Annotated in this window: 9 protein-coding genes; 6 read left to right on the top strand and 3 right to left on the bottom strand. The window is 71.4% G+C overall.

Features of this window, described 5'->3' with window-relative positions; translation table 11 throughout:
* Positions 1–14: 14 nt before the first annotated feature.
* The 3 genes from DXZ73_RS26260 to DXZ73_RS26250 all read right to left on the bottom strand — a co-directional run bounded on the left by DXZ73_RS26260 (position 15) and on the right by DXZ73_RS26250 (position 5,647).
* Complete coding sequence (locus tag DXZ73_RS26260; protein ID WP_162890336.1) at positions 15–1,031, bottom strand: DUF4328 domain-containing protein; 1,017 nt, start codon at positions 1,029–1,031, stop codon at positions 15–17.
* Positions 1,032–1,631: 600 nt separating this feature from the next.
* Positions 1,632–3,695 carry a glycosyltransferase gene (locus DXZ73_RS26255; RefSeq protein ID WP_116213511.1) on the bottom strand — a complete coding sequence of 688 codons (2,064 nt, stop codon included), beginning with the start codon at positions 3,693–3,695 and terminating at the stop codon, positions 1,632–1,634.
* 341 nt (positions 3,696–4,036) lie between these two features.
* On the bottom strand, positions 4,037–5,647 hold the full coding sequence (locus tag DXZ73_RS26250; protein ID WP_116213510.1) for a beta-N-acetylhexosaminidase: 1,611 nt from the start codon (positions 5,645–5,647) through the stop codon (positions 4,037–4,039).
* Between the two features lie 217 nt (positions 5,648–5,864).
* On the opposite strand from DXZ73_RS26250, the gene DXZ73_RS26245 reads away from it, so the two are divergent.
* The 6 genes from DXZ73_RS26245 to DXZ73_RS26220 all read left to right on the top strand — a co-directional run bounded on the left by DXZ73_RS26245 (position 5,865) and on the right by DXZ73_RS26220 (position 11,034).
* The gene (locus tag DXZ73_RS26245) at positions 5,865–6,539 is read left to right on the top strand and encodes a 2-oxo-4-hydroxy-4-carboxy-5-ureidoimidazoline decarboxylase (protein WP_240351496.1); all 675 of its coding nucleotides are present in this window, start codon (positions 5,865–5,867) and stop codon (positions 6,537–6,539) included.
* Positions 6,540–6,767: 228 nt separating this feature from the next.
* The gene (sdhC, locus tag DXZ73_RS26240) at positions 6,768–7,148 is read left to right on the top strand and encodes a succinate dehydrogenase, cytochrome b556 subunit (protein WP_116213508.1); all 381 of its coding nucleotides are present in this window, start codon (positions 6,768–6,770) and stop codon (positions 7,146–7,148) included.
* Positions 7,149–7,154: 6 nt separating this feature from the next.
* Positions 7,155–7,625: a succinate dehydrogenase hydrophobic membrane anchor subunit gene (locus DXZ73_RS26235; RefSeq protein ID WP_116213507.1), complete on the top strand. Its 471-nt coding sequence runs from the start codon at positions 7,155–7,157 to the stop codon at positions 7,623–7,625.
* Positions 7,626–7,645: 20 nt separating this feature from the next.
* Positions 7,646–9,400, top strand: coding sequence for a succinate dehydrogenase flavoprotein subunit (gene sdhA / locus DXZ73_RS26230; protein WP_116213506.1), 1,755 nt, complete (start codon positions 7,646–7,648; stop codon positions 9,398–9,400).
* Positions 9,400–10,161 (top strand): succinate dehydrogenase iron-sulfur subunit, encoded by a 762-nt coding sequence (locus tag DXZ73_RS26225; protein WP_116213505.1) that lies wholly within the window; start codon positions 9,400–9,402, stop codon positions 10,159–10,161. Before sdhA ends, DXZ73_RS26225 begins: the two co-directional genes overlap by 1 nt.
* A 90-nt stretch (positions 10,162–10,251) precedes the next feature.
* Positions 10,252–11,034: an alpha/beta fold hydrolase gene (locus tag DXZ73_RS26220; RefSeq protein ID WP_116213504.1), complete on the top strand. Its 783-nt coding sequence runs from the start codon at positions 10,252–10,254 to the stop codon at positions 11,032–11,034.
* The last annotated feature ends 12 nt before the right edge of the window (positions 11,035–11,046 follow it).

Here is an 11,046-nt window from a genome sequence, read left to right as displayed (position 1 = left end):
GGAGAATCCTCGGCTCAGTAGCCGGCCGGGCCGTTGCCGTAAGGATTCTGCGATGGATGCGGCGGATGCGGCGGATTGCCCCAACCGCCCGCCATGGGACCGGCCATGGGACCCGCCATGGGACCGGCCACCGGACCACCCATCGGGCCGCCCATCGGACCCGGCATCTGGCCCGGCATCGGAACGCCCATCGGGCCCATCGGGCCCATGGCTCCCATCGGCGGTCCCATCGGCGCGGGACCCATCAGGGCACGCTGCTCCTGGAGCCGCGCCAACTGCCGTACGACGAAGATCGCGAGGACACCCGCCGCCGCCGTCAGCAGCGCCGCGAACCCGGCGAGGTTGGCCGCGGACTTCAGGGCGTCGACGTCGTTCTGCCAGGTGGAGCCGTCATAGTTCCGGGACCGGAGCCGGGCGCCAGCCGAGGCGGCCATGACGGTCGAGACCATGTTGAGGGCGAACGAGCCGATCCACAGGCTCCACCAGGTGTTCAGCAGTCCCTTGGGCGCGCTCTGCGGGCCCGCCGGGGCGCTGGCCCGGTAGATGTCGTTGACGATCTGCTTGGGGAACCAGAGGTTGACCACGGGGGTGAACCACGCGCCCGCCGCCCAGCCGGTGCCCATGCGGTGCGTACCGGGGGCGAAGAGCTCCGCGTTCAGCCGCGCGCGCCGGAACCACACGGCCCACAGCGCGGAGGTCACGGCGAGCGTCAGGAAGTAGAAGAGCTGCGCCGCCATGACGTAGCCGTCCGCGTCCTCGGCGCCGTTCGCCGCGCCACCGCCGACGCCGTCGTCGATGACCGTCTGGATCGCCGAACGCTGCTCCGTGCGCGCCCAGAAGACGAGCAGCAGCGCCACCACGCTCACCGACAGCATCACGCTCAGCGCGATCCGCAGGCCGCGGCGCAGGTCGGCGGCGCCGACGGGCATCGCGGCGGCGTACGGGTACGGCGGCGCGGGCGGCATGCCCATCGGCGGGGCCGGCTGCTGCTGATACGAGCCGCAGGCGGCGCAGCGGCCGTCCGGGCCCACGGCGGCAGCGCGGCATCGACCGCACGGATACATTTCTCAGACCCCCTGGGGACGTGGCCGAACTTACGGATACCCCCCGGTTCCCCGGCCACCGGGACCGAACGGGAGAGACGCGCGCCGCCTCGGGCGCGGACCCGCACGTTACGGGCAGGGGCCCGGCCTCGTCCAGAAACGGCCTCCGCCTTGCCGGTATGACAGTGTGACGGATTTCGGGGCTTCGGCGCTGTAGGTAGTGCGGGCCCCACCAGGGTTCGCACCGGATGGCGGTCGGGGCCTCTCCTGTGGGGGGTGGCGGCCCCGGCCGTCTCCGTCTGGCGCATGGGGCTGCGCGCGCCTTTTCTTTTCCCCAGCCCCGCCCCTTCCCGAACTGGGGGCTCCGCCCCCAGACCCCCGAGGTACGCGGATTCAGCCCGTCCGGCGTTTGAGGACGCGCCCGCAGGGCGCTCCCGCCGCAGGCGGCAACAGACCCGCGGCCGGGGGCCTGGGGCACGAGCCCCAGTTCGGGAAGGGGCGGGGCTGGGGAACAAGCCCGCCGCAGGCGGCAACGGACCCGCGCCCGACAGACGAACCGCACCCAGCGGAAAGCGCACCCAAAAACCGCTACGCGGCGTCCGCCGCTGACGCGTCCTTCACCGTCACCGTCAGATCGTTCGTCACCGTGAAGTACGGCCGCAGCCGCACCTCACCCCGCGCCGCCGCCGGGAACGTGTCGATGCCCTTGCGGTCGGCGAAGTCGCCCTCGATGCGGCCGACGCGTACGAGGGACGCGCCGGAGGCGGGGCGCGCCCACAGGTCCCACAGGTCCTGTTCGTCGGCGATGCGCTTCTGCATCGGCTCGTAGGGGAGGACGCCGGTGCCGTCCTCCAGGGGCACCCGGACGTCCCCGGCCGCGCCGTCGCCGTCGCGGAGCCGGGCGACGAGTTCGGCGCCGTCGCCCAGGGGCGTGCCGTGGAGCGAGACGGTGACGGTGATCCCGTCGGCGCCGACGCGCACCTCGGTGGCCTCGGCGTGCCGCTCGCGCAGCCACGTGCGGACGGCGAGGAAGCCGTCGCTCGTCTCGTACGGCACCCAGGCCGCGACCCCGGCGGCGCCCTCGGTGAGCGGGAGGCCGAGAAGCGCCTTCTGTTCGACGAGCGCGGCGGCCAGACGGCGCCGGGACTTGTCGCCGGCCCGCTCGACGTACGTGTCCCAGCGGCCCTCGGCCATGGTGTGCGCGGCGCGCTCGATCCGGGCCGTGCCGTCGGCGGACAGCGGTACGCGCACGGCCTCCTTGCCCTTGGTGCCGCGGTGGCGGAGCAGGACGTGGGTGTCGGCGCCGGTGAGCTGCTCCGGGCGCAGCCGTACGGTCAGGGAGCCGTCGGCGTCGACGGCGCAGCGGGCCTCGGGGTGGGCGGTGTCGCCCTGGGGCGAGGGGGCCTCGGCCGCCGGCTGCTTGGGGCGGCCGCCGCCGAAGAGGCCGCGCAGGAAGCCGCCCTTCTTCTCGGGGGCGGGCGCGGCGGCGGTGGAGCCGGGGCGGAGTTCCTCGAAGAGCTCTTCGTAGCGCTGGGCGATCCGGGACGGCTCGTAGCGGTGGGCGGTCTCGCGGGCCGCCGTGCCGAGGCGGCGGCGGAGGTCTGCGTCACCGGTGATCTTCAGGAGCGCCTCGGCGTAGGCGTCGACGGCGTCCGCGTCGTCGAGCGGGACGAGTACGCCGTCGGTGCCGTCGGTGAGGATCTCGCGGGGGCCGTACGGGCAGTCGGTGGCGACGACGGGGAGCCCGGCGTGCATGGCCTCGACGATGGTCATGCCGAAGGACTCGGCGTCGGAGGCGACGGCGGCGACGGCGCCCTTCGACCACTCGGTCTCGATGGGCGAGCGGGCGCCCATGAGCGTGACGCGCTCGTACAGCCCGAGCTCCTCGATCTGCTTGCGCAGCTTGGCCTTGGCGGGGCCACGGCCGTAGATCCGCAGGTTCCAGTCCGGGCGCTCGGCGGCGACCTTGGCGAAGGCGGCGACCAGGCGGTCGTAGCGCTTCACCGCGACGAGGCGGCCCGCGGAGACGATGGTCCGCGACGTGCCGTCGGAGGGTTCCGCGACGGGCGCCGGGACGGCGTTGGGGATGGAGAGGATGCGCGCGCGGGCGTCGGGGAGGGCCTCGCGGTAGTGCCCCGCGTCCGCCTCGGAGACGGTGGCGAACGCGTCGAGCGCGGCGATCGCCGGGTCCATCACGGCGTGCAGCTCGGGGACGTGCGCCTCGTGGGTGAGGTGCTCCTGGCCGAGGCGCAGGAAGCGGTCGCTGCCGTACTTCGCGAGGTAGCCGATGAGCTTGGGGCGGGTGGCGATGACGACGTCGGCATCGGTGGCGGCGAGGTGCGCGGCCACGCGCTCGTCAGTGAGGGCCGTCGCGGCCATCCGGCCGTTGTCGATGCGCTCGTCCCGGAAGATCTCGCTGGGCCGCTGGTTGAGGGGGGCCTCGTACTCGTCGGTGTCCGTGCCCTCGCGCAGGTCGACGAGCGGTGTGAGGCGCACGCGGGGGTCGATGGTGAGCTCGGGTTCGTCCACGGGGCGGTTGACACTGACGATGCGCACCTCGTGCCGGTCCGCGAGGGCGGCGGCGAGGTTGACGGTGGAGCGGATGGTGCCGCCGATGCCGTAGGCGTTGTGCAGCAAGAATTCGATCTTCATCGGGCCCTCGTTCAAGTGCGCGTGCGTACCTCCCGGAGGGTAGGGCCTATTGGTCCTGCGGGGGTATCCGGGCAGCTTGGGGTGCGGGCCGTTGCCTGGTGCGGGCCGGTTGCGCCTGCGGCGGGCTTGTTCCCCAGCCCCGCCCCTTCCCGAAACCGGGGCGCGTGCCCCGGACCCCCGGCTGCCGGTCCGTTGCTCCCCCAGCTACCGCTGGGAGGTGCCCCCAGCGGCGGAGCGCCCTGCGGGCGCGTCCTCAAACGCCGGACGGACTGGATTTCGCGAACCCTAGCCCGCAAATTCAGCCCGTCCGGCGTTTGAGGACACACGGAGCCCCGCAGTCGTCAGTGGACCTTTTGAGTGAGTGCCGTGAAGTCCTTCCAGGGCATCGGCGGCGGGCCCGCGTTCCAGAGGCGTTGGGCGAGGGCGGCCAGTGGCAGGTGGATTCCGTCGGCGACCTGCTGGGGCGACTGCGCGTCGGCGCGATCGCACCAGACCGCCAACCTGCCGCCGGGCACGCGCGCGGGCGTCGCGCCCCCTTCCACGGGAGTGGTGCCGCGCAGCACGGACGGCGACCACTGTTCGTAGATCCGCTGCCCGGTGGGGTACGTGAACTGGTTCGGCTGGCCGAGCACGTAATAGAGGTACTCGTCGTTGAGGTTGACGACCGTGCGTCCCTCGTTCAGGTATTCCTGCGGATCGCGCGCGCCGAGCTCCTTGCCGGTCCAGTACTCGACCTCGATGTCCTTGTCCGCGGTGATGACGCCGCCGGTGAAGAAGCCGTCGTTCCACGCCTTGGGCTTCCTGCCGAGGGTGTGCAGCACGGCCGCCCGGTCGTTGAGCCAGCCGGTGGCGAGGTCCTGGACGCGGGCCTGGGGTCCGTAGCGGCGGCGGGCCTCCTCGGCGAGGCGCGGGAAGGAGGACTCCGGGTCCTTGTACGTCAGCGCCCGGTACTCGTCGGCGCCGAGGTGGAAGTACGGGCCGGGGAAGAGGGGCGCGTACTCGCGCAGCAGGTCGTCGATCAGGCCGGCGGCATCGGGGTTCGCGATGTCGACGGCGCCGCGCAGGGCGGTGCCCGTGGTGTCGCGGAGCTGGAGGTCGGGGTGGGCGTCGATGACGGCGCCGAGGTGGCCGGGCGAGTCGATCTCGGGGACGACGGTGATGTGCAGGGAGTCCGCGAGGGCGAGGATGTGGCGGACCTCGGCCTTGGTGAGGTGCTCCGGGGAGACGATCTCGGGGTGGGTGTCGCTCTCGATACGGAAGCCCTGGTCGTCGGAGAAGTGCAGGCCGAACTGGTTGAGCTTGAGGTCGGCCAGCTCCCGCAGCCGGTCCTCGATCCAGGCGGCGGTGAAGTGCTTGCGCGCGGTGTCGAGGTTGAGCCCGCGCTGCGCGCGGTCCGGCGCGTCGCGCACGACGCCTTCGGGGAGCCCGCCGCCGGAGCGCACGGCCTGCAGGACGGTGCGGGTGCCGTAGAACACGCCCGCCTCGCCCTGCGAGGTGATCAGGACCTTCCGGTCGTGCGTGGCCAGTTCGTACGCCTCGGGGCCGCCGGCCTGGCCCGGGCGCAGCGCCAGTTCGATGTCGCCGGGGTGGGCGGGGCCGGCGGCGGTGCCGAGCTTCAGCTCGTCGGCCAGGCGGCGGGCCTCGTCGGCGAGGGGTCCGGCCTGGTCGGTGACGACGCGGGCGCCGGGGGCGGGCCGCCAGCCGGGCCCGGCCGCGGGCGTCGCGGAGCGCAGGGCGGGCACGGTGCGCGGGGTGCCCTGCGCCACGGGCGCCTGGCCGGCCGGCGGGGCGGCGGAGGAGGGGGATGCCTGGGGGGAGCGGGAGTCGTCCCGTGCGGGGTGGGTGGCGCTGTCCCGGGGGCAGCCCATGATCGTCATGGTGGCGACGAGCGCTACTCCGGTGACGGTGCCCCGCACCACGCCCGCCCGGGTGATTCTGACTGGTGGACCCATGGGAGCAAAGCCTCCTATTTGGGGCAAATATGAGGCGACCGTAATCTGCGCGTGCCCGTGGCGGGTGTCCACCACGCGCCCAGGAGCGGCCCGTCCGAAGGAAATTCGCGCATCCGTCGGACAGTGGCCGATAACCATCGCTACGGTGGCGGCCCAGTGTGCACGCCGGACCGTGGAGTTCTCACGCGTCCCCGCATCACAAGACCGTCACAACCGCATGACGAACCCGCATGCCGCGCCCGTCCCGTCCCGCATGGCCCCGCATCGCCCGTACGGCCCCGTGCACCGCTTCTCGTCCCCTGTGCGCGGATTCGTACGTCTTCACATCCGCACTCCCGAGGAGGCCACGCTGCACGGCCCCGCCCGCCACGGCCTCGACCGCCTCAACTCCGCGGTGCCCGGCGCCGCCGAAGCCGCCCTCCTGGCCTGCTGCGGCAGCCGCCGGTGGGCCCGGCAGCTGGTGGCCGGGCGCCCGTACCCCGATCTGGCCGCCCTGCTCCGGGCCGCCGACCGGGCCGCCCACGCCCTGACCCCCGCCGACCTCGCCGAGGCGCTCGCGGACGAGAGCGGCCCGTATCCGGCGCTCGTCCGCCGTACGGCCCCCGGCATATCCGCCGGCTCCGCCGCGCTCGCCGCACTGCGCCGGGCCCAGGCCGCCTACGAGCACAGATTCGGCCACGTCTTCGTGATGTGCCTCGACGGCTGCCGCCCCGCCGAGGCCCTCGACCGCGCCCTCGCCGCGCTCCGCGCCCGGCTGGAGGGCTCCGTCGGGGAGGAGGCCGCCGTCACCGCCGCCGAGCTCGCCCGGCTGGCCCGCGGCCGGCTGGTCCGGCTCGCCCCCGACACTCCGTGCACCCGGAACCACGACATCCGGCAGCACCACGGGACATAGCGCCTGAAGATCATCAAACCGGTGCCTGTCCGGCACTCGGACGCCCCCGAACAGCCCCTTTTGGGCCTCACACTGGGCCGTACGTGCGTGATTGACCACACCCGACGACCCCGGGAGAAAGAACCGACAAGGCGTCGCTACGATGGCCAGGGCCGGTGGACCGTACCCGGCCGGGCCCGCTGACAGTGAAGCCGGCAGGCCCCGATCCCCGCTCCCGGAGGGTTTTCCGTGCCGGCTGGAACGCTGTACCGCGGCCGGGAAGGCATGTGGTCATGGGTGGCTCATCGAGTCACCGGCGTCCTCATTTTCTTCTTCCTGTTCGTGCACGTCCTCGACACCGCTCTCGTTCGCGTCTCCCCGGAGGCGTACGACGATGTCGTCGCGACGTACAAGACGCCCGTCGTCAATGTGATGGAGTACGGCCTCGTCGCCGCCATCCTCTTCCACGCCCTCAATGGTCTGCGCGTCGTCGCGGTGGACTTCTGGTCCAAGGGCGCGCGGTACCAGAAGCAGATGCTCTGGACCGTGGTCGCCATCTGGGTCGTGCTCATGGCCGGCGCCTTCTACCCCGTGCTCCAGCACACGCTGCGCACGCTGTTCGGGAGCTGACGCGAGATGTCCGCTGACACCACCCCCGCTGTGAACGACACCGTGTCGCTGTACGACGTGGACCACCCGGCTCCGGTCATCGAGGCGCCGCGCAAGCGCACCAAGAAGACCCCGAAGTCGACCCGCACCAACTTCGAGATGTACGGCTGGCTGTTCATGCGGCTGTCCGGCATCGTCCTGGTCGTGCTGGTCCTCGGCCACCTGCTGATCCAGCTGGTGCTCGACGGCGGCGTGTCCAAGGTCGGGTTCGCCTTCGTGGCCGGCCGCTGGGCCTCCCCGTTCTGGCAGGCCTGGGACCTGATCATGCTGTGGCTGGCGATGCTGCACGGCGCCAACGGCCTGCGCACGGTCATCAACGACTACGCGGAGCGGGCCACGACCCGCTTCTGGCTGAAGAACCTGCTGTACGCCGCCACGGTGTTCACCGTCCTGCTGGGCACGCTGGTGATCTTCACCTTCGACCCGAACATCCGCTAGAGCCCGGGGCTGACGCGACCATGAAGATCCACAAGTACGACACCGTCATCGTCGGCGCGGGTGGCGCCGGCATGCGCGCGGCCATCGAGTCGACCAAGCGCAGCCGCACCGCGGTGCTGACGAAGCTCTACCCCACCCGCTCCCACACCGGCGCCGCCCAGGGCGGCATGGCCGCCGCCCTCGCGAACGTCGAGGAGGACAACTGGGAGTGGCACACCTTCGACACGATCAAGGGCGGCGACTACCTGGTCGACCAGGACGCCGCCGAGATCCTGGCGAAGGAGGCCATCGACGCGGTCCTCGACCTGGAGAAGATGGGCCTGCCGTTCAACCGCACCCCGGACGGCACCATCGACCAGCGCCGCTTCGGCGGGCACAGCCGCAACCACGGCGAGGCCCCGGTCCGCCGGTCCTGCTACGCCGCGGACCGCACCGGCCACATGATCCTCCAGACGCTGTACCAGAACTGCGTCAAGGAGGGTGTGGAGTTCTTCAACGAGTTCTACGTCCTGGACCAGCTGATCACCGAGGTCGACGGCGTCAAGAAGTCGGCCGGTGTGGTCGCCTTCGAGCTGGCCACCGGCGAGATCCACGTCTTCCAGGCGAAGTCGGTCATCTACGCCTCCGGCGGCACCGGCAAGTTCTTCAAGGTGACCTCCAACGCGCACACCCTCACGGGTGACGGCCAGGCGGCCTGCTACCGCCGCGGCCTGCCGCTTGAGGACATGGAGTTCTTCCAGTTCCACCCGACGGGCATCTGGCGCATGGGCATCCTGCTGACGGAGGGCGCCCGCGGTGAGGGCGGCATCCTCCGCAACAAGGACGGCGAGCGCTTCATGGAGAAGTACGCGCCGGTCATGAAGGACCTCGCGTCCCGTGACGTCGTCTCGCGCTCCATCTACACGGAGATCCGCGAGGGCCGCGGCTGCGGTCCCGAGGGCGACCACGTCTACCTCGACCTCACCCACCTGCCGCCGGAGCAGCTCGACGCCAAGCTCCCGGACATCACCGAGTTCGCGCGGACCTACCTCGGCATCGAGCCCTACACGGACCCGATCCCGATCCAGCCCACCGCGCACTACGCCATGGGCGGCATCCCGACCAACGTCGCGGGCGAGGTGCTCTCCGACAACGACACCGTCGTGCCGGGTCTGTACGCCGCCGGCGAGGTCGCCTGCGTCTCCGTGCACGGCGCCAACCGCCTGGGCACCAACTCGCTGCTGGACATCAACGTCTTCGGCAAGCGGGCCGGCATCGCCGCCGCGGAGTACGCGCACCGCTCCGACTTCGTCGAGCTGCCGGAGAACCCGGCGCAGCTCGTCGTCGACCAGGTCGAGAGGCTGCGCGAGTCCACGGGCAACGAGCGGGTCGCGGAGATCCGCAAGGAGCTCCAGGAGACCATGGACGCCAACGTCATGGTCTTCCGCACCGAGCAGACCATCAAGACGGCCGTCGAGAAGATCGCCGAGCTGCGCGAGCGCTACAAGAACGTGTCCGTCCAGGACAAGGGCAAGCGCTTCAACACCGACCTGCTGGAGGCCATCGAGCTGGGCAACCTGCTCGACCTGGCCGAGGTGATGGCCGTGTCCGCGCTCGCGCGCAAGGAGTCCCGCGGCGGTCACTACCGCGAGGACTACCCGAACCGCGACGACGTCAACTTCATGCGCCACACCATGGCGTACCGCGAGGTCGGCAAGGACGGCAAGGACTCGATCCGCCTCGACTACAAGCCGGTAGTGCAGACCCGCTACCAGCCGATGGAGCGTAAGTACTGATGGCAACCCCGACGACCCTGGACAAGCTCGAGGCGGACTCCACCACCTCGCACCTCATCACGGTCACCTTCCGGGTCCGCCGGTTCAACCCGGAGGTCGCGGCCGAGGCGAGCTGGCAGGACTTCCAGCTGGAGATCGACCCCAAGGAGCGGGTCCTCGACGGCCTCCACAAGATCAAGTGGGACCAGGACGGCTCGCTGACGTTCCGGCGTTCCTGCGCGCACGGCATCTGCGGCTCCGACGCGATGCGCATCAACGGCAAGAACCGCCTGGCGTGCAAGACGCTGATCAAGGACCTCAACCCGAGCAAGCCGATCACGGTCGAGCCCATCAAGGGCCTCACGGTCCTGAAGGACCTCGTGGTCGACATGGACCCGTTCTTCCAGGCGTACCGCGACGTCATGCCGTTCCTCATCACCAAGGGGAACGAGCCGACGCGCGAGCGCCTGCAGACGGCCGAGGACCGCGAGCGGTTCGACGACACCACCAAGTGCATCCTGTGCGCCGCGTGCACGTCGTCCTGCCCGGTGTTCTGGAACGACGGGCAGTACTTCGGCCCGGCGGCCATCGTCAACGCCCACCGCTTCATCTTCGACTCGCGTGACGAGGCCGGCGAGCAGCGGCTGGAGATCCTGAACGACAAGGACGGCGTGTGGCGCTGCCGCACGACGTTCAACTGCACCGACGCGTGCCCCCGTGGCATCGAGGTCACCAAGGCGATCCAGGAGGTCAAGCGCGCGCTGATCACGCGCCGCTACTGATCCCCGGTCGCAGCCGCGCATGAGGCCCCGCCCCCGCGAGGGAGCGGGGCCTCATGCGTTGACGGTGCGTCACATGACAGGCTCGACGGCATGACACAGCTTCCGATATCCCTGTCCGCCACGGTCCGCGGCTCCGGCCCCGGCGTGCTGCTCGCGCACGGCGCGGGCGGCAGCGTCGCGGGCAATTTCACGACGCTGATCCCCTCCCTCGTCGCGCACCACACCGTGGTGGCGCCCGACTTCCCCGGCTCCGGTGCCTCCCCGCGCGCGGACGTCCTGACGGCCGACCTGCTGGCCGACGCGCTCGTCGCGCAGGCCGACGCGGCCGGGCTCGACACCTTCACCGTGATCGGCTACTCGATGGGCACCCTGGTGTCCGTACGGCTCGCGGCCCGGCATCCCGAGCGGGTGCGGGGGCTGGTGCTGACGGCGGGTCTGGCCAAGGCCGACAACCGGTTGCTGGCCTCCCTCGACCTGTGGCAGAAGCTGCTTGCGGACGGCGACCTGGAGGCCTTCGCGCGGTTCACCGCGCTGAGCGGCTTCAGCCCGGGTTTCTTCAACGCCATGCCCGAGTACCAGCTCCCGGCCTTCTACAACCTGCTGATCAAGGGCGTCCCGGCCGGTGCCGCCGAGCAGGCGGCCGTGGTGCAGACGACGGACACCACGGGCGACCTCGCGGGCATCTCCGTGCCCACCCTGGTCATCGCCACCCTGCAGGACACCCTGGTCTCGCCCGACAACTCCCGGATCCTGGCCGACGGCATCCCGGGCGCGGAGTACGCCGAACTCGACACGGGCCACATAACCATGGCCGAACGCCCCGACCAGTGGTCCAAGCTCATCCTGGACTTCCTCTCCCGCCACGGCCTCTGAGCCCGCCCGCCG

The sequence above is a fragment of the Streptoverticillium olivoreticuli subsp. olivoreticuli genome, from assembly GCF_003391135.1.
GTDB classification, from domain to species: domain Bacteria; phylum Actinomycetota; class Actinomycetes; order Streptomycetales; family Streptomycetaceae; genus Streptomyces; species Streptomyces blastmyceticus.
Note: the sequence above shows the minus strand (reverse complement) of the source record. Positions and strands in the feature narration are given on the sequence as shown.

Coding starts and splice junctions, on each gene's coding strand:
- DXZ73_RS26255 (WP_116213511.1), bottom strand. CDS start 3,695: ATGAAGATCGAATTCTTGCTGCACAACGCCTACGGCATCGGCGGCACC.
- DXZ73_RS26250 (WP_116213510.1), bottom strand. CDS start 5,647: ATGGGTCCACCAGTCAGAATCACCCGGGCGGGCGTGGTGCGGGGCACC.
- DXZ73_RS26245 (WP_240351496.1), top strand. CDS start 5,865: ATGACGAACCCGCATGCCGCGCCCGTCCCGTCCCGCATGGCCCCGCAT.
- DXZ73_RS26235 (WP_116213507.1), top strand. CDS start 7,155: ATGTCCGCTGACACCACCCCCGCTGTGAACGACACCGTGTCGCTGTAC.
- sdhA (WP_116213506.1), top strand. CDS start 7,646: ATGAAGATCCACAAGTACGACACCGTCATCGTCGGCGCGGGTGGCGCC.
- DXZ73_RS26225 (WP_116213505.1), top strand. CDS start 9,400: ATGGCAACCCCGACGACCCTGGACAAGCTCGAGGCGGACTCCACCACC.
- DXZ73_RS26220 (WP_116213504.1), top strand. CDS start 10,252: ATGACACAGCTTCCGATATCCCTGTCCGCCACGGTCCGCGGCTCCGGC.